Origin of the sequence: Mesorhizobium sp. L-8-10 (assembly GCF_016756635.1) — a bacterium.
Taxonomy (GTDB): Bacteria; Pseudomonadota; Alphaproteobacteria; order Rhizobiales; family Rhizobiaceae.
Genome location: NZ_AP023263.1, coordinates 2563523 through 2589440, shown reverse-complemented (window position 1 = coordinate 2589440; position 25918 = coordinate 2563523). Strand labels below are relative to the sequence as shown.

General features: G+C 65.2%; 21 protein-coding genes and 1 tRNA gene. 8 read left to right on the top strand and 14 right to left on the bottom strand.

The annotated features are described in order from the left end of the window. Positions 1–59: 59 nt before the first annotated feature. From JN280_RS12115 to JN280_RS12080, 8 genes are read right to left on the bottom strand one after another with little or no spacing between them, the layout of a single operon-like run. Positions 60–797 (bottom strand): SDR family oxidoreductase, encoded by a 738-nt coding sequence (locus JN280_RS12115; protein WP_202312445.1) that lies wholly within the window; start codon positions 795–797, stop codon positions 60–62. Positions 798–805: 8 nt separating this feature from the next. Continuing rightward, a complete protein-coding gene (locus JN280_RS12110) occupies positions 806–2407 on the bottom strand; it encodes an ATP-dependent acyl-CoA ligase (RefSeq protein ID WP_202312443.1) in 1602 nt (533 codons plus the stop codon). Between the two features lies 1 nt (position 2408). Continuing rightward, positions 2409–3188, bottom strand: coding sequence for a cyclase family protein (locus JN280_RS12105; protein ID WP_202312441.1), 780 nt, complete (start codon positions 3186–3188; stop codon positions 2409–2411). A gap of 5 nt (positions 3189–3193) precedes the next feature. Then, positions 3194–4450 carry an SDR family NAD(P)-dependent oxidoreductase gene (locus JN280_RS12100; protein WP_202312439.1) on the bottom strand — a complete coding sequence of 419 codons (1257 nt, stop codon included), beginning with the start codon at positions 4448–4450 and terminating at the stop codon, positions 3194–3196. Beyond that, on the bottom strand, positions 4447–5634 hold the full coding sequence (locus JN280_RS12095) for a thiolase family protein (RefSeq protein ID WP_244743250.1): 1188 nt from the start codon (positions 5632–5634) through the stop codon (positions 4447–4449). The genes JN280_RS12100 and JN280_RS12095 overlap by 4 nt, the downstream gene beginning before the upstream one ends. Further along, positions 5631–6350 (bottom strand): ABC transporter ATP-binding protein, encoded by a 720-nt coding sequence (locus JN280_RS12090; protein WP_202312437.1) that lies wholly within the window; start codon positions 6348–6350, stop codon positions 5631–5633. The genes JN280_RS12095 and JN280_RS12090 overlap by 4 nt, the downstream gene beginning before the upstream one ends. Next, positions 6347–8110 carry a branched-chain amino acid ABC transporter ATP-binding protein/permease gene (locus JN280_RS12085; RefSeq protein ID WP_202312435.1) on the bottom strand — a complete coding sequence of 588 codons (1764 nt, stop codon included), beginning with the start codon at positions 8108–8110 and terminating at the stop codon, positions 6347–6349. Before JN280_RS12085 ends, JN280_RS12090 begins: the two co-directional genes overlap by 4 nt. A gap of 5 nt (positions 8111–8115) precedes the next feature. Beyond that, positions 8116–9162: a branched-chain amino acid ABC transporter permease gene (locus JN280_RS12080; protein ID WP_202312433.1), complete on the bottom strand. Its 1047-nt coding sequence runs from the start codon at positions 9160–9162 to the stop codon at positions 8116–8118. 90 nt (positions 9163–9252) lie between these two features. Between JN280_RS12080 and JN280_RS12075 the strand changes: the two genes are divergently transcribed. Both JN280_RS12075 and JN280_RS12070 read left to right on the top strand, forming a co-directional pair. Then, on the top strand, positions 9253–9801 hold the full coding sequence (locus JN280_RS12075) for a winged helix DNA-binding protein (RefSeq protein ID WP_202312431.1): 549 nt from the start codon (positions 9253–9255) through the stop codon (positions 9799–9801). Between the two features lie 82 nt (positions 9802–9883). Further along, positions 9884–11047, top strand: coding sequence for an ABC transporter substrate-binding protein (locus JN280_RS12070; protein WP_202312429.1), 1164 nt, complete (start codon positions 9884–9886; stop codon positions 11045–11047). 678 nt (positions 11048–11725) lie between these two features. On the opposite strand, the gene JN280_RS12065 is transcribed toward JN280_RS12070, so the two are convergent. The 4 genes from JN280_RS12065 to JN280_RS12050 all read right to left on the bottom strand — a co-directional run bounded on the left by JN280_RS12065 (position 11726) and on the right by JN280_RS12050 (position 19217). Continuing rightward, positions 11726–12604, bottom strand: a complete 879-nt coding sequence (locus JN280_RS12065; protein WP_202312427.1) for a transglutaminase family protein — start codon at positions 12602–12604, stop codon at positions 11726–11728. 9 nt (positions 12605–12613) lie between these two features. Continuing rightward, positions 12614–15010 carry a circularly permuted type 2 ATP-grasp protein gene (locus JN280_RS12060; RefSeq protein ID WP_202312425.1) on the bottom strand — a complete coding sequence of 799 codons (2397 nt, stop codon included), beginning with the start codon at positions 15008–15010 and terminating at the stop codon, positions 12614–12616. A 3-nt stretch (positions 15011–15013) separates the two neighbouring features. Continuing rightward, a complete protein-coding gene (locus JN280_RS12055; protein ID WP_202312424.1) occupies positions 15014–18328 on the bottom strand; it encodes a transglutaminase family protein in 3315 nt (1104 codons plus the stop codon). Between the two features lie 391 nt (positions 18329–18719). Further along, a complete protein-coding gene (locus JN280_RS12050; protein WP_202312423.1) occupies positions 18720–19217 on the bottom strand; it encodes a YciE/YciF ferroxidase family protein in 498 nt (165 codons plus the stop codon). A 209-nt stretch (positions 19218–19426) separates the two neighbouring features. Here JN280_RS12050 and JN280_RS12045 point away from each other — a divergent pair, with 209 nt between their 5' ends. The 3 genes from JN280_RS12045 to JN280_RS12035 all read left to right on the top strand — a co-directional run bounded on the left by JN280_RS12045 (position 19427) and on the right by JN280_RS12035 (position 20456). Further along, a complete protein-coding gene (locus tag JN280_RS12045; protein ID WP_202312422.1) occupies positions 19427–20035 on the top strand; it encodes an isochorismatase family cysteine hydrolase in 609 nt (202 codons plus the stop codon). Between the two features lie 18 nt (positions 20036–20053). Beyond that, a complete protein-coding gene (locus JN280_RS12040; protein ID WP_202312421.1) occupies positions 20054–20197 on the top strand; it encodes a hypothetical protein in 144 nt (47 codons plus the stop codon). Between the two features lie 91 nt (positions 20198–20288). Further along, complete coding sequence (locus JN280_RS12035) at positions 20289–20456, top strand: hypothetical protein (RefSeq protein WP_202312420.1); 168 nt, start codon at positions 20289–20291, stop codon at positions 20454–20456. A gap of 431 nt (positions 20457–20887) precedes the next feature. Here JN280_RS12035 and JN280_RS12030 read toward each other — a convergent pair whose 3' ends face one another. Beyond that, positions 20888–21838, bottom strand: a complete 951-nt coding sequence (locus JN280_RS12030; RefSeq protein ID WP_202312419.1) for a LysR substrate-binding domain-containing protein — start codon at positions 21836–21838, stop codon at positions 20888–20890. 102 nt (positions 21839–21940) lie between these two features. Here JN280_RS12030 and JN280_RS12025 point away from each other — a divergent pair, with 102 nt between their 5' ends. Both JN280_RS12025 and JN280_RS12020 read left to right on the top strand, forming a co-directional pair. Continuing rightward, a complete protein-coding gene (locus JN280_RS12025; RefSeq protein WP_202312418.1) occupies positions 21941–23419 on the top strand; it encodes a carboxylesterase/lipase family protein in 1479 nt (492 codons plus the stop codon). Positions 23420–23451: 32 nt separating this feature from the next. Further along, positions 23452–24714, top strand: a complete 1263-nt coding sequence (locus tag JN280_RS12020) for an MFS transporter (RefSeq protein WP_202312416.1) — start codon at positions 23452–23454, stop codon at positions 24712–24714. A 279-nt stretch (positions 24715–24993) separates the two neighbouring features. On the opposite strand, the gene JN280_RS12015 is transcribed toward JN280_RS12020, so the two are convergent. Beyond that, positions 24994–25080: transfer RNA gene (locus JN280_RS12015), tRNA-Leu, on the bottom strand. Positions 25081–25318: 238 nt separating this feature from the next. Between JN280_RS12015 and JN280_RS12010 the strand changes: the two genes are divergently transcribed. Continuing rightward, positions 25319–25906, top strand: a complete 588-nt coding sequence (locus JN280_RS12010) for a YqaA family protein (RefSeq protein WP_202312414.1) — start codon at positions 25319–25321, stop codon at positions 25904–25906. The last annotated feature ends 12 nt before the right edge of the window (positions 25907–25918 follow it).

The following is a 25918-nucleotide window of genomic DNA, read 5'->3' as shown; positions in this document are numbered from 1 at the left end:
CCGAAACTATGCGGCGGTCTCGGGAAAAGACATGCGCTAAATCAAGAACCTGCTGCGTGTCACCGCATCAGCCGGCCGCCATTGACGTCGAGCGTGGCGCCGGTGATGTAGCCGGCCGCCTCCGACGCCAGATAGACGACCGCGGAGCTGACTTCCCCGGGCTGCCCCAATCGCCCGGCCGGGATCGTCTTGACGACGGCGGCGATCTTTTCCGGCGGAGCGCTGGCGACCGCCGGGCTGGAGATGGCGGAAGGCGTGATCGCGTTGACGGTGATGGCATGCGGCGCCAATTCCGTCGCAAAGGCCTTGGTCAGGATGAGAATGCCGGCCTTGGAAGCCGCGTAGTGCGCGCCGGTCGCGGGGCTGGCCTGCTGGCCGGCGATCGACGACATGTTGATGATGCGGCCATAGCCGCGTTGGCGCATATGCCGGCCGGCGATCCGGCAGCCGAAAAAGGTCCCCCGCAGATTGACGGCCAGCACGCTGTCCCATTCCTCCGCGGAAATATCCCAGATGGAGCGCATGGCGGTTCGCGCGGCGTTGTTGACCATCACTTCGACGGAGCCGAATTTCGCGACCGCTGAATCGAATGCCTGCTGGAACGCCTGCTCGTCCTGAACGTCGAACTGGATGGCCGCCGCACGGGCGCCGCTTGGGTCGATCTGCTGCGCCGTCTCGGTAACCGAGGGGCTGACGTCGCAAAGGACGACGTTGCGGCCGGATGCGACGAGCGCCCTTGCGATATCGGCGCCCAGGCCCTGCGCCGCGCCGGTAATGAATGCCGTTTGCCGATCCATGACTGACCTCATCTGCGCCGTTCGATGCGGTAACCGTGCGCCTCGCGATCCCAGGTCAGCGCGGTGACGCCGTCTTCGCGAAGCTTGAACTTCTGGACCTTGCCGTTTTCGGTGCGCGGCAGGTCCGGCAGGAAAGTCACGTAGCGGGGTACGGCGAAGTAAGGGAGGCGCGTCTCGCAGAACTTCATCAGGTCGATCGTGTCGAACGTCGCGCCGGGCCGGCGGACGATCGCGGTCATGACCTCGTCTTCGGCCAGCTCGGATTGAACGGGATAGACCGCCGCCGCCTCGACCTGCGGATGGCTGAGCAGCACCTGCTCGACCTCGTAGGAAGAGATGTTCTCGCCGCGCCTCCGGATGGCTTCCTTCAGGCGGTCGACGAACTTGAAATAGCCTTCGGCGTCCCGCACCACGCGGTCGCCCGTGTGGAACCAGAGATTGCGCCAGGCCTCGACGGTCTTGTCGTCCATGCCGAAATAGCCGGTTGCGAAAGCAAACGGCTCGTCGGCCCTGAGGACGAGCTCGCCGACCTTGCCGTCTTCGACCTCATTGTCGTCCTCGTCGACGACGCGCGCCGAAAAGCCGTCGCGCAGCCGGCCCATGGTTCCCGGCTTCTGGTCGTCCAGGCCTCGGCCGAGGACGAAATTGGTTTCGGTCGAGCCGTAGGCTTCGAGCAGGGAGATGCCGGTGCGGTCCCTGAACGGCTCCTGCATGGTCGCCGGCACGCCCGGCCCGAGCGCGATGCGGATCGCGTGTTCGCGCTCCGCGGGGCTGGGGTCCCGTGCCATCAGGATCGGCACCATTGCGCCAAGCAGATATGCCACGGTCGCCTTGTGCCTGATTGCCGTGGCCCAGAAGGCGGACGCCGAAAACCGGGTCTCAAGGACATAGGTCGCGCCGGTGAGCAGCGCCTGGCCGAACGTGTTCAGCGCATTGATGTGAAACAGCGGAAGCGTCGTGAACAGCACGTCGGCTTCCGTGACGCCGAGCGCCTCGGCCGAATGCGCGCTCCACCAGAAATATTGCGCATGGGGGCAGCAGACACCCTTGGAGGGGCCGGTCGTTCCCGACGTATAGAGGATCGCCATCGTGTCGCCGGGCCGTACCGGCATGGCATCGATCGCCTGGTCGCCGCTGATGTAGGCGCGGCATGGCCGTCCCTGTATTGCGGCATCGCCCGTGCCCTCGCCGATGAGCAGGACCGTCTCGAGGGGCAGGGCCGAGAGATCCGCGGCATTGAGGGCCGGCAGAAGGTCGGGCTCGATGACCAGAAGCTTCGCGCCGCAATTGCCGAGGATGTACTGGATCTGAGGGCCCTTGGACGCGGTATTGATCGGCACGTAGACGGCGCCGAGCCAGGCGCAGCCCAGGACGAGCTCGAGGAAGCCTAGCCGGTTGCCGCTCAGGATCGCGACGCGATCGCCCCGGGTAACGCCGGCCGCGGCCAGTGCCGCGCCGGCCCTGGCGGCCGCCTCCAGTGTCTGCGAAAAGGTCCAGCTTCCTTCATCGGTGACGACCAGGGGCCGGCTACCGTACCGCGCCGCCTGCCGGTCCAGCATCGTCTGAAGCGTTCGCTCGCTGGGCATGAAGGCCTGGGATGCGCGGCTCATCTCAAACCTCCCTTTCGACCAGGGCGAGGACGCGCAGCGGGCTGCCGCTGCCCTGTTCGATCTTGAGCGGAGCAGCCACGATCAGGGCGCCCGTCGGCGGCAGCAGGTCGAGATTTGCGAGGCATTGCAGACCGTATTTGCCGGCGCCGTGCATATAGCTGTGGCATGGGTAGGGCGGGGTCAGATGCGCAGCCTGGCCGGCGTCCGTGCCGATGGTTTCGGTGCCGAAGCCGATCACGTCGCGTTCGTCCACGAGGAACCTGACCGCGGCCACGTCGGGCCCGGGCGTGTGCTGCCCTTCCTCGTCGTAGTTCTGGTAAGCCACGGGATCGGTGCGCTTCGACCAGTCCGTCCGCATCAGCACCCAGCTGCCGGCAGGGATGCGGCCATGCCGCTGCTCCCATTCGGTGATCGCCTCGACGGTCAGCAGATAGTCAGGATCCGCCGCGGCCTGTCCGGAGCAATCGATGACGCAGGCCGGCGCGATGAAATTCTCGGGCGGAATCGTGTCCGTCGCGCCATCGGGCACATATCGCCCCGTGATCCAATGGATCGGCGCGTCGAAATGCGTGCCCGTATGTTCGCCGAAGGAGATGTTGTTCCAGTACCAGCTCGGCCCGCGTTCGTCGTAGTGCGAAATCTCTTCGATCCGGAACGGCCGGCTCATCCCCATTTCCGGGGGCAGCGAAATGCTTGGAAAATCCGGCGTCAGCGTCAGCGTCAGGTCGACGACCTGAATCTGTCGCCGTGCGATCGCCGCTGCAAGATCTGAAAGCAACATCGGTGTCAGCCCGCGCTTGATGGCGTCGCAACCATCAGTTCTCGTTCGAGGGTTTTCGGATCGTCGCGCCAGCGCGCATGCCAATCCCTGGCGATCGGGTCCGCATAGACGTCTTCGACCGCGCCTTTCAACGCGCCGACCACCGCATTGGCAAGCGCCGACGGCGCGACCTTCGGCGGCAGCATCAACTGCGCCCATTCGTCGTCGACGGGGCCGGAAAATACGTTGATCACCCGGATGCCCGCCGGCCGCATATCGGCGCGCAGGCACTGCGCCAGTGAAAGCGCTGCCGCATGCGACGCCGAATAGGTGCCCTGCGGCGGGAAGCCGGAGAGCGCGAAGATCGACAGAAGGTTGACCCATGCCACGGCATTGTCAAGTCCGTCGGCGGCGCGCCCGCGCAAGGCTGGCCCGAATGCCTGGGCGAGCCGCAACAGGCCGAGATAATTGACATCCATCTCGGACTGCGCGTTCTCCACGCCGGCGCGCCCGGCAATGCCGAAGGTCCGGTGATGGTCCGCCGTGTTGATGACGATATCGACCTTGCCGCCGATCTTGCCGGCAAGCTCCATCACGGATCTGCTGTCCGTGACGTCGAGCGGCACAAACGTGACCTGCGGCAGATCCTTCAGGCCGGCAAAGCCCGGCGGGTTCTTCCAGGGCTCGGCATTGCCGACCCAGATCAGTTCCGCCCCGGCGACCGACAAGGCGCGGACCACGGCCTGGCCCGTCTGGCTCTTGCCGTCGGTCACCAGGATCTTGCGGCCCTTGGGATCGCAGGTCATCTCGCGCAGGCGCGGATCGCTGCCGAGGTCGGGCGCGACCTCGCGAGGGCTGGCGATCAGGGTGGCCTGACCGGCACGATCGAGCGCGGCGGATACGCGGACGAGGGTCGGCGCCGCAGGGCAGCTCGCCTCGACATGCGTGATGACGGTCGGGCCGGCTTCGAGCTTCACCATCCCCAGCCGCCAGGGCGAGCGCTCGCGGTAATAGAGTTCCTGCGAGGCATGCGACAGCGTCTCGCTGATCAGCTCTCCCGCGCCGTTCTGGCGGCGCCATGTGAGTTGGTCGCCGAGGCACTGGCGACAGATCTCGGTGGCGGGATATTGCACGGCGCCGCATGCGTCGCACACCTGCAGCTCGAGCGTGCCGACAGCCGCTCCCGCCGTCATGCCGAGCGCGACGCGGCTGCGCGCGATGGGCGGCAACGTCGCCTGGCGGGTGCGCAGGATCGGATTCTTTCGTTTGGCTTTGACGGTCATTTCGCACCCAGGATGGCCGCGCCGCTGCACAGGCCTCTGTCATAATTCATCATGCCGAAGCCGCTGATCAGAGCATGCTGGACGTCGTCCACCAGGGCGCCCAGCCGGGCGCCGGTCACCTGGCGAATCCCCTCGACCAGGCCGAGGAAGCCGCCCGCCGCGCCGGCCTGCCCGACCGACAATTGGCCCCCCGACGTGTTGAACGGGAACGAGCCGCCGCCATGAAACGTGTTTCGCCGGACGAATTCCGGAGCTTCTCCCTTCTTGCAGAAGCCGAGATCCTCGAACTGGATCATGTTGATCACGGGGTAGTCGTCATAGGTCTCCACGACATCCACGTCCTCGGGGCCGATGGAAGCCTGCCGGTAAAGCGCGTCCCGATCGAGCGCCCAGCCGCCGCGATACTGGATGGGATCGTCGGGGAAGGGATTGTGCCGTTCCACGGCGCCGAGCAGGCGGGCATAGGGCAGGCCCGCGCGTTCGGCCTCGGCGCGCCGCATGACGAGAAATCCCTCGGCGCCGGCGCATGGCATCACGCAATCGAAGAGACGGATGGGGTCGGCGATGATGCGCGAGGAGAGATATTCGTCGAGCGTCAGCGGTTTCCTGAACAGCGCATATGGGAACCGCAGCGCATTGTCGCGCTGCGCCACGCACAGCTTGCCGAAGTCTTCCGGCCTGGCGCCGAACATGCGCATGTAATAGGCGGTCAGGAAAGCAAAGCTGACATTCGGACCGCCGCCGCCATAGGGATAGACGGCATCCTGCGCGGCCCGGCTGAAGCTGGCCGTGCTCTGGCGGAACGTATCGACCTGATTGGTGTCGCCCGCGATGCACGCCACGATGCGGGCATCGCCGCACTGGACGGCGCGCGCCGCCCGGCGCAAGGAGACGAGGGCACTGGCGCCGCCCATCGGAATATGGTCCAGCCAGCGCAGCGTGACGCCGAGTTGCTGCGTCAGGCCGACGGCCGTGTCCGGCGCCATGGTGAAGCTCGCCACGCACAGACCGTCGAGGCGCGGCTTCGGCAGGCCGCTCTGCCGAAGCAGTTCGGCCATCGCCTTCCCGAGAAACCAATGCGCGCTTTTGATCGAATAGCGTTGATAGGGAATGCTGACGGGCGCCGCCAGAACGACGTCGTCATAGCCCGCGGCGGGAGAGGTTGTCGTCAAATCGTCGGTCACGAGTGCCCACCCAGATAGGTCGCGGCAACGCGCGGGTCGTGCAGGAGTTCCGACGCGGGGCCGGAATGGACGATGGAGCCGGTCTCCAGCACGTAGCCGTAGTCCGCCGTTTCGAGCGCGGCGCGAGCATTCTGCTCGACCAGCAGCACCGAGACGCCGGTCGAGCGCAGCGAGGCGATGATCTCGAAGATCTCGCGCACGATCAGCGGCGCGAGACCGAGGCTCGGCTCGTCGAGCAGGAGCAGTCTGGGCTTCGCCATCAGGGCGCGACCGAGCGCCAGCATCTGGCGCTCGCCGCCCGACAGCGTGTTTGCCTGCTGGGCGCGGCGCTCGGCCAGCCGCGGGAAGCGTGCATAGACGGCATCGAGATCCCGCTTGATCGCCTCCTTCTCGTTCCGGCGCCAGTAGCCGCCGAGCACGAGATTGTCCGCCACCGTCATGTCGCCGAACAGTTCACGCTTTTCGGGCACCAGGCAGAGGCCCTGTTCGAGCCTCGCCTCGACCTCGAGCCGTTGCAGGTCGCGGCCGCGATAGGTCATCGCACCGCGCGAGGGCAGCAGGCCGGCGATGGCGGCAAGCAGTGTGGTCTTGCCCGCGCCGTTGGGCCCGATGACCGTCACGGTCTGCCCTTGCTGCATGGCCAGGGAAACGCCGCGCACGGCTTCGACCCGCCCGTAGGAAATATGCAGGTCGTTGATGTCGAGCAGGATTGTCATGCGACGCCACCCAGATACGCTTCCTGAACCTGGCTGTCGGCGCGCACTGCGGCCGGTGCTCCCTCCGTCAGCTTCGAGCCGAACACCATGACGACGATCCGGTCGACGAGGTTCATGACGAATTCCATATCGTGTTCGACCAAAAGTATGGTCACGCCTTCTGCCCGCAGGGCGCGCAGGAGTTCGGCCAGCGCCTGCTTCTCCATGCGGCGCAGGCCGGCGGCCGGCTCATCGAGGATCAGCAGCGCCGGGTCGGCGGCGAGCGCGCGCGCCACCTCGAGGATGCGTTGCGCGCCGAGCGAGAGGTTCCCCGCCAGTTCATGCGGATTGTCGCCCAGGCCGACGCGCTTCAACTGCCGATAGGCTTCGTGATAGGCGATGCGCTCCTCGTTCCTGTCGAGCGCAAGGGCGCCTGAGACGAACCCTGCCTTGGTGCGCTGATAGGTGCCCAGGACGACATTGTCGATCAATGACATGTTGGGCCGCAGCTTGACGTGCTGGAACGTGCGGGCGAGTCCGAGGGCGGCGATCCTGCGCGACGGCGCCTTGCTGATGTCCTCGCCGAAAAGCGTGATCTTTCCCTCGTCGGCGTGCAGGGCCCCGGCGATAAGGTTGAACATCGTGCTCTTGCCGGCACCGTTCGGACCGATCAGCGCGAGGATTTCGCCCGCACGGATCGAGAAGCCCATCTTGTTGACCGCGACCAGGCCGCCGAAGCGCTTGGTGAGCCCCTCGACCTCGAGCAGCGGCGTGCCCGCCTTCGGCATCTCGCGCCGCTCCATATCGGAGGCGGCGGCCGGCGGCGCCGGCTTGCGGCGGGGGAGCCACCGCCGCACCAGCGAGACGATGCCGCCGCGCGCATGGTGCAGCAGCACGATGAAGAGCACGCTGAAGACCACGACCTCCATCTGCTCGGAATGCTGGGTGAAGGCGGGCAGGATGTCCTGCAGATAGTTCTTGGCGAGCGTGATCGCAGCGGCGCCGACGACCGCGCCGACGATGTAGCCCTGGCCGCCGGCGATCGCCATGAACAGATATTCGATGCTGGCGCGCACGTCGAATGGCGCGGGGCTGACGAAGCGGCTCATATGCGCATATAGCCAGCCCGAGATCGCCGCCAGCAGCGCCGCGACCACGAAGGTGACCAGGCGGATGCGGAACGTGTTGATCCCGAGGCTTTCGCTCATCTGCTTGCCGCCGCGCAGGCTGCGGATGGCCCGGCCCTCGCGCGCCCGCAGAAGATTGGAGCACAGGAGCATGCAAAGCCCCAGCGTGATCCAGATGAGGTAGTACATCGCGCCGTTGGAAGCGAAGGAAACAGGGCCGAGGGCTATCGGCGGCACGCCCGAAAGCCCGCCGAAGCGACCGAGCGCCTCCAGGTTGCCGAAGAGATAGAAGATGGCGATGCCCCAGGCGATCGTGCTCAGCGGCAGGAAATGGCCCTTGAGCCGCAGGGTCACGCCGCCGATGACGAAGGCGGAGCCGCCCGTGATCACGCAGGCGACCAGCAGCCCCAGCCACGGCGAAAAACCCTGCGTGGCGGTCAGCCAGGCGCTGGCATAGGCGCTGATGCCCACGAAGGACGCCTGGCCGAAGGACGTCACGCCGCCGATGCCCGTCAGGATCACCAGGCCGAGCACGGCCACGGCATAGACGCCGATATAGTTCATCAGCGTGACGGTGAACGTCCCCGCGAAGAACGGCATGAGGATCAGCGCGAGAGCAGCAGCCAGGCTGGCGACAAGACGGATGTTGACCATGGCTCCTACTCGTCCTCTTCGAGATCATCCTCGTCGGGACTGCCCAGCGAGCGCCAGACAAGGACGGGAATGAGCACGCCGAAGATCACCACTTCCTTGAAGGCGCTGTTCCAGAACGACGCGTAACTCTCGAGGAGCCCTACCAGGATGGCGCCCGCGGCCGTGAGCGGATAGCTGACCAGGCCGCCGACAATGGCGCCGACGAAGGCCTTGAGGCCGAACAGGAAGCCGGAATCGTAGTAGATCGAGGTGATCGGGCCGATCAGTATGCCGGCGACCGCGCCGAGGCCGGACGCCAGCAGGAAGGCGATACCGCTTGTTCTGGAGGGCCGGATGCCGACGATCCTGGCGCCGATCTGGTTGACAGCCGTCGCCCGCAGCGCCTTGCCCGTCAGTGTCCGGTCGAAGAAGACGAAGAGCAGGATGCTGAAGAGAACGGACGCCAGGACGACGAGGATCGCCTGCACCGAAACGATGACGCCGCCGAGATTGAGGAACTCCCTCGTGAAGGGCTCCGTGCGAAATCCTTCCGGCCCGAAGAACAGCAATCCCAGGCCGGCCAGCGCGAAATGCAGCGCCACCGCCACGATCAGCAGCACCAGCACCGGCGCGTTCGCGATCGGCCGGAACGCCAGGCGGTAAAGCAGCGGCCCGAGCGGCAAGACCAGGAAAAACGCCAGGGCGATCTCGATGACCGGCGGCCAGTCGACGCCGGCGAAGAAAAAGACGAAGGCGGCAGGCAGGACGGGCAGGACGAAATAGACCGCGGCGAAAGGCAGGATCTTGCCGGGCTGCCCTGCCCGGACGAGCCGGACCGCCTCGATCAGCACGGCCGCCGCCGCCAGGACGGCGACCAGCCACACCGTGCCGGGCACCTGATGCGCCTGGATCGCCGCCAGGGACAGGGCCGTAAAGGCCGCGATGTCGCCGAAGGGAACGAAAACGACGCGCGTTACCGAAAAAATCAGCACGATGCCGAGGGCGACGAGAACGTAAATTGCACCGTTGGCAATACCGTCCACCGCAAGAATCAGCATAGTCTCTATGGACATGCGAATTTCGCTCCCCATTTTTAAGCAAAATTCACATATAAAACGCCACCTTTCAAGGGCAAAATGATGGAAAAAGAATCTGGAAACGGCATGAACGCCACCACCCCGGCCATCGCGCAGGGCGACGACGCGGCGCTGCGCCACGAACAGGCGATCAACGCCTTCGAATATGCGGTCTGGCATCTCGGCTCGGCCTTCGCGCGCTGGCGCAGGGACTGCCTCGCCTGCCTGCCGGATGCATCGCTGAGCGGCGCCGAGGCATCGATACTGCACATCGTCCATCTGAACGGCACGCCCAAGGGGCTGGCCGAGATCAGCCGGCTGCTGCATCGCGACGACATCGCGAACCTTCAATACGGCGTGAAAAAGCTGCTGTCGCAGGGATACCTGGTCAAAAGCGACCCCAAGGCCGCCAAGAAGACGGTGACCTACACGACATCCAAGCGCGGCGAGGAACTGGTCGAGGCCTACCTCAAATTGCGTCGGGATACGCTGATGCGCCTGACGGATCGTATCGCGGGCATGACCGAGGCGATCGACGAAGCGACCACCATGCTGCATGTGATGATCGGAATCTACGATCAGGCCAGCAACATCGCGGCGGGCAACCGCGGAGCGATCGGCGCGATGAGACCATAAAAATTTACTTGCAAAGGCGCAAGTTTGTGGCACATTTTCATTTTAATCGCGGGGAGGGTCCGCGATGAAATGGGAGAGTTTCATGAATAGACGCGCACTACTCGTATCCACGGCGGCCGTTTTCGTGTTCGGCTCGGCTGCGCTGGCCAATGCCGAAGAGATCAAGGTCGGTTTCGTGACGTCGATGTCCGGTCCGGTCTCGTCCCTTGGCATCCCCTACGCCAAGGGCATCGCGGCGGGCGCCGCCGCGATTTCTGAGATCGACGGGAATCCCGTCAAGCTCATTCAACTCGACGACGCGTCGGATCCGAGCGCCGCGGCGCGCAACGCCCGCAAGCTGGTGGAAGAGGAGAAGGTCGACATACTGATCGGCAGCGCGGGCTCGCCCGCCGCATTGGCGATGGCCGCCGTGGCCGCGGAGCTCAAGGTGCCTCTTATCTCCATCGCCAACGCCAATCCTCAGGGCGAAGCCGGCGCGTGGACCGTCACCATACCCCAGCCGGCGCCCTTGATGGTGGGCGCCGTCACCAGGCACATGCAGGCGAACGGCGTCAAGAAAGTCGCCTATATCGGCTTCAGCGACGCGTGGGGCGACCTCGTCTACGGCGCACTGCAGGAGACGACGGCCGGGACCGAAATGGAAGTCGTCACCAACGAGCGATATGCGCGCGCCGACACCTCGGCCACGGCGCAGGCATTGAAGATCGTCGCCACAGCCCCCGACGCCGTGATCACCGGCGGTTCGGGCACCCCCGGCGCCCTGCCCCACCTCGCGCTGGCCGAACGTGGCTACAGCGGGCCGCAATACGGCACCCACGCCATCATCAATCCCGATTTCGTTCGGGTCGGCGGATCCGCCGTGGACGGTGTCATCGCGCCGAGCGGCCCGGTGGTCGTTGCCGACCAGCTGGCGGATTCGAACCCGATCAAGGCCGTCGCAGCGAAGTTCGGGGCCGACTATGAAAAGGCCAATGGCGAGGACAAGCCGAATGCGTTTGCCGCCTACAGCTACGACGCCTGGCTGCTCTTCGCCGACGCGGCCAAGCGGGCCTTGCCGACTGCCAAACCCGGAACGCCGGAGTTTCGCACAGCGCTTCACGACGCTATGACGTCGACGAAGGAACTGGTCGGCACCCATGCCGTCTACAACTTCACCCCGGACAGCCGCTACGGCGTGGACGAGCGGTCGCGCGTGCTCGTGCAGTTGACCGGCGGGCAGTGGAAGCTGCTGCCGGAGCAGGAATAGTCCGACGGCGGCGCTTCCGCAGCGGGTCGCGTGACAAAGGATTGACGGGGCACTCTGCAGGTCTTGATGACGCGCGTGTCTTGTTCCCGAAACCGCTACGCGCTTTCGGGAGACATGCTCGAGCCGCGAGGCGCCGCGCTGGACGGATCGAGGCGTCCCGAAATGGACGTCCTGAAATGGGACAGCGCAGATCCGGAGTCCGCGAGCGTCTCCTCGTTGCGGAGATCTGCGCGTCGGCCCGACATTTTGCTTCAGATCGTCGGGCCGACACGGCAGGTGCCTTGGCTGGAACACGGTCGCCCCCGCCCGGGGAACGGCGCCTGCCACCCCCCGGCAAGCAGACACCGCCTCCATCGCATCGAACCGAAGAGCGGAAACGGCTTCGGAACGCACGATGCGACTGTTTCAGACCGTGGAACGCCCTCAAGCGTTCGACCAAGTCGCGAACTCGCCGGGGTATTCGCCCCTGGCCCCTCCCCGGCGAGCCGTACTTCCCTGGCTTTGGCAAGAAGTCAGGACCGGTATCCTCCGGCAACCCCATCGCTGCAAGCCGCGTGCCAGATGATTTTTCCCGGAATGGGACAGTTCTTGGACACCTGTTGGGCTGAGTTCCGGTAAACACGTTCGAAAATGGGTGTTGCCTTTGTCTCGTGTATCAGATCAGGCCGCCGTTGCGTTTCAGCCGAGCGGAATGACGTCCACGACTTGCTTGGTCGTCTGCGAGCCCGCTGTCCACAGCACGCCCTTGACCGGTGCAACGTCCGAATAGTCGCGGCCCCGGGCCACGACGATGTGATCGGAGGAAACGCGGATCGCGTTGGTGGGATCGAACTCCACCCAGCCGGTCTGCGTTCCGCACCACGCAGCGACCCAGGCATGCATGGCGTCCGCACCTTCCAGCCGCGGCTGCCCCTCCGGCGGCTCGGTTCGAAGGAAACCGCTGACATAGCCGGCAGGCACGCCGATCTCGCGCAGGCACGCGATCATGATGTGGGAAAAGTCCTGGCACACGCCGTGGCGGGCAGCGAAGGCGTCGGCCATGGTCGTTTCGACAGTGGTCGCCTCCGGATCGTAGCGCATGTCCGAATGGAGAGCCTGATTGATCGCGGCGACCGCGTCCAGCACCGAGTTGCAGCCGCGGGTGACGGCCAGCGCATAGTCGCTGACGGCTGAATCCGGAGCAATGCGTGGCGAGGGGCCGAGGAAATGATGCGGTGACTGCGGTGCCAGCGAGCGAAACGCCTCGATTTCGCTGCGCAAGGTCGCAAGTGACGGCGAGATGTCGAGCTGATCGGCAACGGCCCATCGCTCCATGCGAGCCCGCACGGTGAAGGCGATCTCGTCATGCGCCTGCGCGAAGAACAGTCCGGTCATGCGGTTGCCGAAAAAATCCACCTGGTCGTGGCGCTCTTGCGGGCGCGGGCTGATGTCGAGCGAACCGGCGATCATCCGTTGCGATCCGGGTATCTCGGCCGGCATCAGGCGCAGCAGATGGCGGCCATTCGCAGCCGGGCGGCCATATTCGTAGGTGGTTGTCATCCGCACTTCGTAGAGCATGGCCGGAGCCTATCGCAGATAGGCGTCGGACAGGAGGTCCGACAGGTGCGCCAGCTCTTTGCCGCAATCGATGAAATATTCCGTCGAAAGCTCCTCCGGCGTCTTCACTGCCAGCCCCGAATGCAGCTGCAGAACGGCCCGCGCCAACGGCGAGCGCGCGCCATTCCTGTCGCTCATGGGTAGAAGACCAATCTGCTCGCCCAACTCGGCAAAGTGATAGATGATCGAACGCGGGTTCATCGTATCCAGCGCCAAAAGGTCCACCACGGTCTCACGGGTTGTCGTGATCGCGTAGCGGCGACGGTGCGACATCAAACTGTCGCCCACTTCCACCGCCAGGTCGAGCGCGCCTGCCGGCGCTTCTTCATCAGCAAAATGCGCCAGCAGCGACGCCATCGAGACGGCGCGCTCCAGCGAGCGTCCGATGGTCAGGAACCGCCAGCCATTGAAGCGATACATGTTTTCGTGGACGAGACCGGAAAAGCCGGAGATCTTGCGCAGCAGCACGCCCATGGCATGGGCCTCGTCCGCGCCCTCGCCGACGGTGGTCGACATGCGTCGCGCCGTTTTGGCAAGGTCGTTGAGCGCCGCCCAACCGTCGATGGAGAAACGGTCGCGCACACGACCCGCGCTTGCTATCGCCGAGCGCAGCGTCGTTTGCACAGCCTCGGGAATGCGCTGTTCCGGATCGATGCCCAAGCAGTCCAGATAGAAACGCAGATCGGTCAGCAGCGGCGTGTCGGCCCGCGCCGCCTCGGCCAGACGCATATGCCAGGCGCGCAGCAGCCGCATGGTTCCTTCGGCGCGTTCGACATAGCGGCCGAGCCAATAGAGGTTGTCTGCCGCGCGGCTGGGCAATACGCCGAGGTCCGGGCGCACGTAGGTAGCGTTGCGGGCGGGCAGCAGCGTGTCGGTTTCAACCGGTCGATCGCTGACCACCCACACATCCGCGACCGAGCCGCCGCGCTGCATGGCAAGCGCCGACGGATCGTCGCTGTGGCCGATCCTCGCATAGCCGCCCGGCATGACCTGCCAGCCGTCCCTCGTCCGGGCCAGGAACACGCGCAGCGTCGCAGGGCGGGGTTTCAGTTGCCTGCCTGCATAGGTCGGGGTGGTCGAGAGCCTTATCGCTTCCTGACCCACGAGCAGGGCACCATTCGTGACGAGGCGCCACTCCAGGGAGGCATCGTTTCGACTACGGAACCAGCCGGCCCCGGCATCGTCGTCTCCGGCTTCGAGGGAAGGCCGTGTCGAAAGCGCCGGACCGATCGTCATGTTGCGGGCATTGGCCAGCACATGGTCGCGTGCCCCGGGGTCTCCGCACCACCAGGTCGCGATGTTGGGAATGGCGAGCTGCTCGCCGCGAAGCACCTCGCAGATGCGTGGCAGGAAGGCCAGCAGCGCGCGTGTTTCCAGGATCCCGCTGCCCAGGCCGTTGACGATCGCAAGGTTGCCGCGGCGCACCGCCTCGACGAGGCCGGCAGTGCCCAGCGTCGAGGCGTCGTCGAGTTCCAGCGGATCGACCCAGGAGGAGTCGAGCCGCCGCCAGAGCACGCTCACCGGCCTTGGCCCCGCTATCGTTCGCACCATGACGCGGCCATTCTCCACGACGAGGTCCTCGCCCTCGAGAAGCATCATGCCGAGATAGCGCGCGATATAGGCATGCTCGTAGTATGTTTCGTTGAGAGGCCCCGGCGTCAGGATCGCCGCATGGCCCGTCTTCCCATCGGCGAGCCCGTCCAGCGCATCGCGGAAGGCACGGAAGAAGCCCGCCAGACGATGCACTTTTTCATCGGCATAGAAGTCCGAGAAGGTCCGCGCGGTGGCGACCCTGTTCTCGAGCGCGAAGCCCGCTCCCGACGGTGCCTGCGTACGGTCGCCCAGCACCCACCAGCGTCCATCCGGGCCGCGCCCGATCTCGAAGGCGACGAAATGGAGGAAGTGATCCGGCCTGACACCGACGAGAGGCCGCAGCCATTCGGGGCTGGCGGCAACAAGCGCGGCAGGCAAATGGCCGTCCAAGATCAGCCTCTGCGGGCCATAGAGGTCGGTGACCACCGATTCCAGCAGGTCCGCGCGCTGGACCAGCCCCGCTGCCAGTTCCCGCCATTCGTTTTCGTGGATCAGCACCGGCACATGGCTCAGCGGCCAGTCGCGCTCCAGCGATTCCGCATGGCCGTATTGGCGGAAGAACACGCCCGCATCCCGCAGATATTCGTCACCGCGCGCGAAGCGCTGCGCGATCTCCTCGGCATCGAACGATGCAAAATGATCGACGAAGCGCCGCCAGACGGGTTTGACGCGACCGTCGACGTCCATCATCTCATCTGGAACGCCGGCCAGCGGGCGATAGCCGCCGAGGAGAGCGGGCATCTGCGACGATGTCCGGCGCTGCTCGGCGGCCATGGCCTACAGCTCCGCCAGGCGGCGCAGGTCGAGCGTCATCGGAAACTCCGGATGAGGACGCTCCGGAACCGGCTCGTACGCACCTGGGCTGTGGCCGTGGGGCTCGAAGCGGGCGAGCCTGCGCGCCTCGGCTTCGTTGCCGTTGACCGGAAAGCTGTCGTAGTTACGCCCGCCGGGATGTGCGACATGGTAGATGCAGCCGCCGAGCGCCCGGCCGGTCCAATGATCGAAGATGTCGAAGGTCAGCGGTGCATGCACGGGAACGACCGGGTGCAGGGCAAGTGCGGGCTGCCATGCCTTGAAGCGCACGCCGGCGACGCTTGTCCCGTTGCCCACCTTTTGCATGGGCAGCCTGCGCCTGTTGCAGGTGACGGAATAGCGGTCGGGATCGCTTTGCGCCGTCAGCTTCGCCTGAAGCCGCTCGACCGACGAATCCGTGTAGCGCACCGTGCCGCCGATCGCGCCGGTTTCGCCGAGCACATGCCACGGTTCCAGCGCCTGTCTGATCTCCAGACGCACGCCCTCACGCTCGATCTCGCCGCAGAAGGGGAACCGGAACTCGGCCTGCGCTTCGAACCATTCCGGCCGCAACTCGAACCCATGCGCCGACAGGTCGGCAAGCACGTCGAGGAAATCGGCCCAGATGAAGTGAGGCAGCATGAAGCGATCGTGCAGCGCCGTGCCCCAGCGCGCGAGCTTCCCCGACACCGGCGCATGCCACAGCCGCGCGACGATCGACCGGATCAGCACCTGCTGTGCCAGGCTCATGCGCGGATGGGGCGGCATCTCGAAGCCGCGGAACTCCACCAGTCCGAGCCTGCCGGTCGGACCGTCTGGCGAATACAGCTTGTCGATGCAGATTTCCGCGCGATGCGTGTTGCCGGTGACATCCACCAGCAGGTTGCGGAAAAGCCGGTCGATCAGCCACGGCAACGGCGGCTCGCCGGTGCCGGGATCCGGCACTTGAGAAAGCGCTATCTCGAGCTCGTAGAGTGCGTCGTGCCGCGCCTCGTCGATACGCGGCGCCTGGCTGGTGGGACCGATGAACAAGCCGGAGAACAGGTATGACAGGCTCGGATGGCGCTGCCAGTAAAGCACGAGGCTGCGCAACAGGTCCGGTCGGCGCAGGAACGGGCTGTCGAGCGGCGTCGCGCCGCCGACGACCACATGGTTGCCGCCTCCCGTGCCGGTGTGGCGGCCATCGATCATGAACTTGTCGGCGCCGAGCCGGCTCTGACGCGCCTCCTCATAGATCGCTTCGGTGGTGGCAACGCATTCTTCCCAACTTGCGCTGGGGTGGATGTTCACCTCGATCACACCCGGATCGGGTGCGACTCGGATGACGTTGAGACGTGGGTCGTGCGGTGGCGAATAACCTTCGATATGGACGGCAAGACCAAGCCGCTTCGCCGCCGCCTCGGCCGCCGAGATCAGTTCCAGATAGTCCTCGACGCGCTCGACCGGCGGCATGAACACGCACAGCCTGCCGTCGCGCGGCTCGACCGAGAGCGCGGTGCGGACCGCCCCGCCAGGCTCGCCCAGTTCTTGTTGGATCAGCGATTGGCCGGCGCTGGCCTCGGTGAAGCTCGCCACGGCCTGCGGCGGACTTGGCGCAGCGAGATCGGGCAGTTCGCCGCGTGGTTCGGTCGGGTCGGCGGGGTGGACATAAGGGTAGTGCGAAGGGGCGACATAGGGCAGCGAACCAAGCGGCAGGCGAAAGCCGACCGGACTGTCGCCCGGCACGAGGAACAGCCTTCCGCGCCGCAACTTCCACGCCTCCGAGCGCCAGCGACGACCGGGCGCCTTCGCCTGCCAACGCTGAATCGGCAGCACGTAGCCGGAAGGTTCGGTCAACCCGCGCTCGAACACGCGGGCAATGCGGGCACGCTCTTCCGGATCCTTCAGCTTGGAATTCTCGGGCGAGACGTTCTCCGGCAGGTTGGCCTCCTTCATCACCCATTCGGCCGGATCTTCAAAGGCTGGCACGACATGGTCGGGCGCGACCGCGAGTTCCTCGGCAATCCCCTTGAGCAGCGCTTCCGCTTCCGAGGGACCAGCCCCGGTCTTGTCGCCCTCCTCGGCGATCAGCCCCGCATCTTGCCAGATCGGCTTGCCATCGCGCCTCCAGTAGAGCGAGAAGGTCCAGCGCGGCAGGCTCTCGCCGGGATACCACTTGCCCTGACCGTAGTGGAGGAAGCCGCCCGGCGCGAAGCGGTCTCGCAGGCGGCGGATCAGACGGTCGGCCAGCGCGCGCTTGGTCGGCCCGACCGCATCGGTGTTCCATTCGCCGCTCTCGAAGTCGTCGATCGAGACGAAGGTCGGCTCGCCCCCCATGGTGAGCCGCACGTCGCCCTCGGCGAGCTTTTCGTCGACCTTGCGGCCCAGAGTATCGAGCGCGGACCATGCCTCGTCCGAAAACGGCCTGGTGATGCGCGGATGCTCGGCCACGCGCGACACCGTCATGTCGAAGGTGAAGTCGACCTCGGCGTAGCTCGCCTGGCCCGAGATCGGTGCGGCGTTGCGGTAGTGAGGCGTTGCCGCCAGCGGGATGTGGCTTTCGCCAGTCAGGAGGCCCGAGGTTGGATCGAGCCCGATCCAGCCCGCGCCGGGAATATAGGCCTCGCACCATGCGTGCAGGTCGGTGAAGTCATGGTCGGTGCCGGCTGGCCCGTCGATTGCGACAATGTCGGGCTTCAATTGGATCAGATAGCCGGAGACGAAGCGGGCGGCGATGCCGAGGTGGCGTAGCGCCTGAACCAGAAGCCAGCTCGAATCCCGGCACGAGCCCGTTCCACCCGCGAAGGTCTCCTCCGGCGTCTGCACCCCCGGCTCCATGCGGATGACGTAGCCGACCTCCCGCGCGACGCGGGCGTTGAGATTGACGATGAAATCGACCGTGCGTGTCTTGTCGCGCGGCACGCCGTCCAGAAACGCCTGAAGGTGCGGCCCTGCGGGTTCGGGCTGCATGTAGATCGACAGATCCTGCCGGACGTCTTCGGGATAGTCGAGCGGCCAGTGCTCGGCGCTGTCCTCGACGAAGAAATCGAACGGGTTGTAGACCGTCATGTCGGCGACGAGATCGACCTCGATTCTCAACTCGCGAACCGGTTCGGGAAAAACGAACCGCGCCATCCAGTTGCCGTAGGGGTCCTGCTGGTGGTTCACGAAGTGATTGGTCGGAAACACCTTGAGCGAATGAGAGATCACCTGCGTGCGGCTATGCGGCGCCGGCCGCAGGCGGATCACCTGCGGTCCGAGGGTGACCGGACGGTCATAGCGATAGTGAGTAAGGTGACGGATACCAGCCTTTATGGACATCGGCGACGATCGAAGAGGTCATTTCAAGAACATCCTGTGTCGCACCCTTCCACAAAACGCTGCAGCGCACCATAGGCTTGTGTGCAAAGCACCGGCCTTGGGAGCGGGGCGCGTTGATGTTGGCCTGCACCTGACGCAGCGGCGATGGCCCGCCGGCGCAAGCCGGGGGCCTATATTCATTATCGTGGCGTCGACCTACTGGTCGACGTAGTGGACGCCTGCAGCCATGTCGAGCAGCCGACTCATGATGACATCCATCGCTTGGAGAAGGACGATTCAGAAGCCATGAGCCTGAAACTGGAGCGGGACCAACATCACATGATCACGTGCCCATTGCCCCATTTCTCCCACTTCGGGCCACGCGAACACAGGCGGCGCCGGACGGCGCCGGCTATGCCGCTTTCTGATTTGCTGCCGTCTCTGCCAATCGGCTCAGGGCCTCGTCGGTCTTCGCTTCCTCGCCCAAGGTCTGGTCGAGCAGTCTGGCAGCATCGTCCATGCCGAGTTCCCGAGCCCACCGCTTGAGCGTCCCATAGCGCGTGATCTCGTAATGCTCGGCGGCTTGGGCTGCGGCGATCAATCCGGCATCCAGGGCTCGCGAACCCTTGAACTCGTCGAGGATCTCCTCACCCTCTTCGACTATACCGTCGATTGCCGGGCAGTTCTTGCCCTGCGCCCGCTTCCCGAAAATCTCGAACACCTGCTGGAGGCGGTCGACGTGACCTTCGGTCTCATCCCGATGCTTTTCAAACGCCGCTTTGAGGTCGGGGGACTCAGCGCCCCTCGCCATCTTCGGCAACGCTTTGAGAAGTTTGCGTTCCGCGTAGTAGATATCCCTGAGACCGTCATGGAACAGGTCTGCGAGTTTTTTCTCGGTTTTGGCCGGCATGGTTTTTCCTCCGCTGTGCAGGCGTGCAGGTGTCCAAACGCGGGTATGGGACATCGGTTCCGGCCGCCTCGCGATGGGCGTGCCCTTCATTGCCTCCCCTCCCGGAATGCCAATCGAGGAACTGAACAGGGGCACGACAGTTGAAGTGCACGTGATGGTTCCCGGAAGAAGAAGCCAGCAGAAGCTGTAGCTGTCTGGCGGGCTTGGAAATGGCGGCACGCGGTCTTGTTCATGGTCGCCTCGGCGCGAATTGCGTTCATGTCTGCGTCGACATGCAGCGCCTGTTCATGCCAGATGGTCCATGGCCGGTGCCGTGGATGGAGAAAATCCTGCCACGGATCGAGGAACTCGCCGTCAAGCGTCCGGAACGAACGCTTTTCACGCGCTTCATTCCGGCCGAGCGTGCCGAAGACGCTCGCGGCACCTGGGCTGCCTACTATCGGCGGTGGGCCGAAGTAACGCTTTGCAACATCGACTCACGGCTGGTCGAACTGGCGCCGGCGCTCACGCGTTTCGTTCCGCCTGCCAGGCTTCTCGACAAACGTGTCTATTCGCCCTGGACCGAGGGCGAACTGGACCGGATCCTGCGCGACACTGGGACGGACACCCTGGTCGTGACCGGCTGCGAAACCGATGTCTGTGTGCTCGCCACGGTGCTTGGCGCAATCGACCGCGGCTTCCGCACCATACTGGTCACCGACGCCATATGCAGTTCCACGGACCACACACATGACGCGCTCATGGAACTTTATTGTTCCCGCTTCAGCGAGCAGGTCGAGGCCGTTTCGATGGACCAGGTCCTGAGGGACTGGTCCTGATATCGGCAGGAGATGGTCATGGTAACGGCCTCACTTGCGGTCGGCCGGGTTTCAGACAGCGTTGCCGGCCGCATTTTTCTTCGCAATCTGTCGGAAAAATCAGCTGCATCCGTGCCGCGGAAAAAACGCGGTCTGGCGGCGGTCGAATCAAAAGAAGCCTGACCAACGTGAGCGGCTTCTGCTCCACTTGAGCATTGACGAGACGGTAACTAGCTAAGGCCTCGGACTGGAATGTCAGCGAGGGAGCGGTGTCATGCAACTTCATCAACGCGGCGTCGATCTCTTGGTCGACGTCATGGATGCTGCCGACCATGTCGAGCAGCTGACTCATGATGAAATCCGCCGTCTTTTGAAAGAGATTATCGAGGTCATGAGCCTGATGCTGGAGCGAGACACAAAGCACCTGTCTGACGCCTCGTGACGGCTACCTCATCAGCGCACCGTGCCAGGACCGCGCGCCTCGAGGCGCTTCGAGATCCTCGACAAGCTGCCGTCCGAACGCCCGCCCCCGGCCACGCGCGACGGCGATGGCTGCCAACGCAAGGCCGAGGAGCGCGCGTGCAGCCGCCAGCGGGCTTGCAAGACCGGGTGAGTCGTGCTGCGAGCACGTTCGGCAAATGAAGGACAACGGCTGCTGGGGTCTCCGCGATGTCAGGAAAGTAGATGGTCCTTCCCTCTGGTGAGACTCCTGACCCGATCGGCCCAAAGCAGGTCTTCCACGGACTTTGAGTCGTTCGATCCGCACTGAGACCAAATGCCAGACGTTCAGCCCAGATTCCTAGTTGCTCAGCTTCGCTGAGGTCCTTCCCTTCCGAAGAGGAATCGGATCCGAAGGATTCGCAGAGACGCAACCTAATCGGAAGGGCGAGGCTTCCCGATGGTGCCGTTCCGACGCGCTTCGTTATGCCCGAGCAGTCTTGGAAGACGGTCCTCGATCAATCTCAGGAACTGCTCGGCGGCCACGGTCAGGGCCCTTCGGCTCGGATAGACGGCGTAGATGTCGGCGGGCGACGGGTTCCATTCGCTCAGCACGTGCACGAGTTCGCCGCTCCGTATGTCCTGCTCGCACAGCGTGATCGGCACCGACGCGATGCCGATGCCTCGTCCCACCGCCGTCATGAGTGCGGTCAGCTGGGTGGTGGAGAAGCGCGGCTCGAACTCGACCCTGGACGTTTCTTTCCCTTTGCGCAGCCGCCATCCCCAGGCCGTCGATTTCGGTCCGAAGCCGATGCAGTCGAACTCCGCAAGGTCGTCCGGCTCGGCCGGAGCATTACGACCGGCGAGGACCGACGGATGGGCGACGAGCACATAGGGGGTGGAGGCGACGCGTCGCGCGATGACGTCGAGATCAGGCAGCGGCTCGAAGGCTGCGTGGATGACGAGGTCGGCCGAGACCAGACGCGGATCGAGGAGCCATGCCGTTTCCTCCAGATGCAGCCTGACCTTCGGGGCGGCGTCGACGAACTCGGCCGCGAGTTGCTCGACAATCAGCGTGCCGAGCAAGGGCGGACACACCACGTGCAGGAAACCGGCCGGCATGCGCGCAACGCGGTCGGCCATCTCGAACACCCTGTCGGTCTCGCGCACCACCCGGCTGCACTGGCCGTAGCATTCGCGCCCGAAGCTGGTCAGCACGAACTGTCGCGGCCCGCGATGGAACAGCGGTACGCCGAGACGCTTCTCCAGATCGTTCAGCCGCCGCGCCAGCGTCGACTTGGGCAGGTTCAGGCGGCGACTGGCCGGCGATATACCACCGCAATCGACCACCATCTTGAAAGTGTAGAGCTCGTCGAGACCTTTCATCATCGTTCCGGATTTGGCGCGAGATCGTCCCGAATTTAGAACAAGATCGGGCCTCCTCCAATGCTAACCTCGCTCCGGTTGGCAGGACAGTGGAGGAAAAGCATGACGGAACGGACGCCGACGACCAGCTGTATCATTGACACCCCCTACGGAGCCCTGACCGGTGCACGATCGGACGGCGTCGTCAGCTTCAGCCGGGTTCCCTACGCCTCGCCACCGGTCAGACGACTGCGCCTTCGCCTGCCCGAACCCGTCCGGCCGTGGAAAGAACCTCTGGACTGCACTCGCGAGGGTCCGGTGCCGCCGCAATTGCCGTCCCGGCTCGCCAAGATCATGGGCGACTATCCGGCGCTGCAGGACGAGGATTGTCTCCACCTCGACATCTGGGTGCCCGAGAACGGATCCGCCGAAACGCCGGTCTTCGTCTTCCTTCATGGAGGCGCCTTCATGACCGGGGGCGGCTCATTGCCCTGTTACGACGGCGCGCTGCTCGCGAAGAACACCGCGACGATCGTCGTGAACATCAGCTATCGCCTCGGTGCATTGGGATTTCTTCCCATAAAGGGCGTGGCGCCGGCCAACCTCGGCCTTCACGACCAGATCGCGGCACTTCGCTTCATCCGTGAAATCGCCCCCGCCTTGGGCGGTGACGCCGCGAACATCACGGTTGCCGGCCAGTCGGCGGGAGCCTTTTCGATCGCCCTGCTGCTGGCAACCCCGGCGCACCGCACCCTGTTCAAGCGGTCGATCATGATGAGCGCGCCCCTCGGCCTGGAACTGCCCTCGGTGGAAGCGTCCGAGCCCCTCGGCCAGGATTACATGACGGCGCTCCGGCTCGCGCCGGACGATCGCGACGGCATTGAGGCCCAGCCGATTGAGCGGCTGATCGCGGCGCAACTCGAACTGCTCAAGGCGAAGGCCGGGACGCCCGGCGACGTGACGCCTCCTTTTCTACCCGTCATCGATGGCGAGCTCGTACCGGTCAACCCGCTGGAAGCGCTGGTCGGTGGCGCGGCTGCGGATGCCGAAGTGATGATCGGCACCACACGGGAGGAGATGACCGCCTTCCACTACGGCGACGAGGGTCTGGCGAAAGTCGCCGACGAGGTCACCGTCGCGGCCTTCCGCCGGCACTACGGCGACCAGGCCGAGCGAGCGATGCGCGAGGCACGGGCCCGGCGGATGCCGGCCACGGGGCTCTCGCTTCTCGGCGACCTCATGACGGACGCCGTGTTCGCTGGACCGAGCCTTGCCGTCGCGCACGCGCAGGTGGAGGAAGGCCGCTCGCCATATGTCTACCGCTTCGACTGGCAGTCGCCGACACCTGATATCAAGGCCTGCCACTGCATCGAGCTTCCTTTCCTCTTCGGCAATCTCGGTACGTGGCGCGAGGCACCCATGCTCGCTGGAGCTGATATGCGCGAGCTCGCCGATCTCAGCCGTGTTTTCCAGGGCGCGCTGGCAGCCTTCGCCAGGAGCGGCACACCCGAAGGTCCTGGCCTGCCCGCCTGGCCGGATCACGGCAGCAGGCGCGTTGTCCAGCATTTCAACAGTTTTATCCAGGCGGCCGCGGCCGCCTGACAGTGAACGAACGTCGTGGGGAGGACGACCTGATGAACAAGACACCGAAAAACGAACTTCCAGCTGGGCCGTCATGGAAAGGCACGGAGGGCATGTCACGGAACTGGGTGATCGCAATCTGTTTCGTGATCGTGCTGCTCGACGGTCTCGACACGACGTCGATCGCCTTCGTCGCGCCGGTGCTGGCGCGCGAATGGGGCATAGCGGCAGCCGCCTTCACGCCCGCCTTCATCGCGACCAGCATTGGCGCGGTGATCGGATACCTCGCCTGCGGGCCGCTCGCCCAGCGGTTTGGTTCGAGGACGATCGGCGTCGGCAGCGTGGTGATCTTCGGGCTGGGCACATTGCTGACCGCGGTCGCCTACGACATCGTTTCCCTGAGCATCTTGCGCCTTGTGTCGGCCATCGGTCTGGGCGGCGTCCTACCGATCGCAGTGGCCGCGGCCGCGCAGGTCGCGGCACCGCAGCACAAGGAAACGGTCGCCATGCTGGTGGCGACCGGCCTCTCTGCCGGCGGCGTCGTCGGCGGCCTCGTCGGCGGCCCCTTGATGCAGTCCTTCGGCTGGACCTCGGTCTTCATAATGGGGGGCATCCTGCCGCTCGTTCTGGTTCCCGCATTCAGCCACGTCGTCGCTGGCTCGGGATTGGAAAATGTGGTCGCGACGAAGAAAGGCGGTCGGGCGAGCCCGGTCGCGGCGCTCTTCCGGGACGGCCTCCTGCCGTTCACCGCGCTGTTGTGGCTTTTCGCCTTCTTCACCTTTCTCGCCGCATTCGCGCTGAGCTTCTGGATTCCGACCCTGCTCGTCAGCTTCGGCTTCGAGCCGGCGAACACGCCGATCGGTGCTGCCGCATTCGGAGCGGGCGGCGTCGCGGGAAACCTGGTGATGATGACCATCGTCTCCAGGCTCGGGATGAAACGCGTGCTCCTCGCCGCGATGCTGCTCGCCATCGTCTGCGTGGCGTTGATCGGCAAGGCCCCGATCCCCGCCGGCATGGTGCTGCCGCTCATCGCCGGTGTCGGCGCCGGCCTGATCACCGGCTGCGTCGGGCAAAGCGCGCTCGCCGTCTCCCTCTATCCGCCGGCGCTGCGCGCGACAGGGGTCGGCTATGCCGCAGCCTGCGGACGCCTCGGATCGATCCTCGGACCGGCGCTGGGAGGGGCGATGCTGTCTTTCGGCTGGTCGGCGCGCGACATCATCCTGACGACCATCCTGCCGGCGCTCCTTGCGATGCTGACCGTGACCGTCCTCGGCCTGGTGGAGCGCAACCGGCGCCCGATGCTGAATCCGGGTTGACCGGTCACCGGCCTTGCCAGAGGTGGCCGGCGGCGGCCGAGCCGAAAACGTGCTTGGCCGCGTTCCCTTCGAATGGCGCGCTGCAAACTGACGGCTTTGGTCGCTCTTCCGAAAGGGGAACCGGTTTCGGGAGACATGCGCAAGTAGCCAAAGCGCGTAAGGGGTGCTCTTTCCGGCGCCATCTCGAACCAGAAGGGTCCGCAAGGGCGACCGCCCGTCGGCCGGTCAGGCCGCCCCATCGGAGTGGTGAGCAAAGCGAACTCGCGTGAGATCAAGAAATGGTGCCCCTGGCCGGGATCGAACCAGCACGCCCGTGAGGGCAACAGATTTTGAGTCTGCCGCGTCTACCAATTCCGCCACAGGGGCCCTGCCCTGTACCGGGCCGAACGGCAGCGGACTATACGCAGAGCCTCCCCGCCGTCAACTGCCGATGCAACGTCACGAACCGTCGGCATCATGATTTCGTGATATCGGGGCACGGCGACAGCGGGCGGGCGCTTTTGCCACGCCTCCTTCGCGGCCGGGCTGCGCTCGTCCGGCCGGGCTGCCATTGTGCAGGGCAAAAAATCTTTCTAGACAGGCCGGGCCAAACCGAGGGGTTTTGATGCTTCGCAAACTCTACGACTGGACCCTGTCGCTCGCCGCCCGCAAGTCCGCCGAATGGTGGCTGGCCTTCATCGCCTTCGTCGAGAGTTCCGTCTTCCTGGTGCCGGCCGACGTGCTCTACCTGCCGATGGCGCTGGCGCGGCCGGATCGCGCCTATCGCTACGCGCTGGTCGCCACCATCGCGTCCGTGCTCGGCGGCATCGCCGGCTGGTATCTGGGCTACTATGCCTATGAGAGCATCGCCAAGCCGGTGCTCGAATTCTACGGCAAGTATGACGAGTTCGAGGCACTGCGCACCTCGAGCGGCATCGGTTTCATCCTCTTGATGCTGGTGACGTCGGGTGTCGCCCACCTGCCGCCGATCAAGGTGGTCACCATCCTGTCGGGTGTCATGCATGTCGACATCTGGCTGTTCATCCTGTCGGCGATCGTGGCGCGCGGCGCCCGCTTCTTCTTCCTTGCCTGGCTGCTGCGCACCTATGGCGAGCCGATCCGGCATTTCATCGAGAAGCGGCTGGGCATGCTCGCCATGCTCGCTGCGGCTGCCCTGATTTTGCTCTACATCGTCGTCAGATACGTGCTGTGAGCGGCCGAGCGC

Excerpts from the sequence above, each read along its gene's own strand:
- JN280_RS12115 (WP_202312445.1), bottom strand. The coding sequence starts at position 797 with ATGGATCGGCAAACGGCATTCATTACCGGCGCGGCGCAGGGCCTGGGC.
- JN280_RS12110 (WP_202312443.1), bottom strand. The coding sequence starts at position 2,407 with ATGAGCCGCGCATCCCAGGCCTTCATGCCCAGCGAGCGAACGCTTCAG.
- JN280_RS12105 (WP_202312441.1), bottom strand. The coding sequence starts at position 3,188 with ATGTTGCTTTCAGATCTTGCAGCGGCGATCGCACGGCGACAGATTCAG.
- JN280_RS12100 (WP_202312439.1), bottom strand. The coding sequence starts at position 4,450 with ATGACCGTCAAAGCCAAACGAAAGAATCCGATCCTGCGCACCCGCCAG.
- JN280_RS12090 (WP_202312437.1), bottom strand. The coding sequence starts at position 6,350 with ATGACAATCCTGCTCGACATCAACGACCTGCATATTTCCTACGGGCGG.
- JN280_RS12085 (WP_202312435.1), bottom strand. The coding sequence starts at position 8,110 with ATGGTCAACATCCGTCTTGTCGCCAGCCTGGCTGCTGCTCTCGCGCTG.
- JN280_RS12080 (WP_202312433.1), bottom strand. The coding sequence starts at position 9,162 with ATGTCCATAGAGACTATGCTGATTCTTGCGGTGGACGGTATTGCCAAC.
- JN280_RS12075 (WP_202312431.1), top strand. The coding sequence starts at position 9,253 with ATGAACGCCACCACCCCGGCCATCGCGCAGGGCGACGACGCGGCGCTG.
- JN280_RS12070 (WP_202312429.1), top strand. The coding sequence starts at position 9,884 with ATGAATAGACGCGCACTACTCGTATCCACGGCGGCCGTTTTCGTGTTC.
- JN280_RS12065 (WP_202312427.1), bottom strand. The coding sequence starts at position 12,604 with ATGCTCTACGAAGTGCGGATGACAACCACCTACGAATATGGCCGCCCG.
- JN280_RS12060 (WP_202312425.1), bottom strand. The coding sequence starts at position 15,010 with ATGGCCGCCGAGCAGCGCCGGACATCGTCGCAGATGCCCGCTCTCCTC.
- JN280_RS12055 (WP_202312424.1), bottom strand. The coding sequence starts at position 18,328 with ATGTCCATAAAGGCTGGTATCCGTCACCTTACTCACTATCGCTATGAC.
- JN280_RS12050 (WP_202312423.1), bottom strand. The coding sequence starts at position 19,217 with ATGCCGGCCAAAACCGAGAAAAAACTCGCAGACCTGTTCCATGACGGT.
- JN280_RS12045 (WP_202312422.1), top strand. The coding sequence starts at position 19,427 with ATGGCGGCACGCGGTCTTGTTCATGGTCGCCTCGGCGCGAATTGCGTT.
- JN280_RS12040 (WP_202312421.1), top strand. The coding sequence starts at position 20,054 with ATGGTAACGGCCTCACTTGCGGTCGGCCGGGTTTCAGACAGCGTTGCC.
- JN280_RS12035 (WP_202312420.1), top strand. The coding sequence starts at position 20,289 with ATGCAACTTCATCAACGCGGCGTCGATCTCTTGGTCGACGTCATGGAT.
- JN280_RS12030 (WP_202312419.1), bottom strand. The coding sequence starts at position 21,838 with ATGAAAGGTCTCGACGAGCTCTACACTTTCAAGATGGTGGTCGATTGC.
- JN280_RS12025 (WP_202312418.1), top strand. The coding sequence starts at position 21,941 with ATGACGGAACGGACGCCGACGACCAGCTGTATCATTGACACCCCCTAC.
- JN280_RS12020 (WP_202312416.1), top strand. The coding sequence starts at position 23,452 with ATGAACAAGACACCGAAAAACGAACTTCCAGCTGGGCCGTCATGGAAA.
- JN280_RS12010 (WP_202312414.1), top strand. The coding sequence starts at position 25,319 with ATGCTTCGCAAACTCTACGACTGGACCCTGTCGCTCGCCGCCCGCAAG.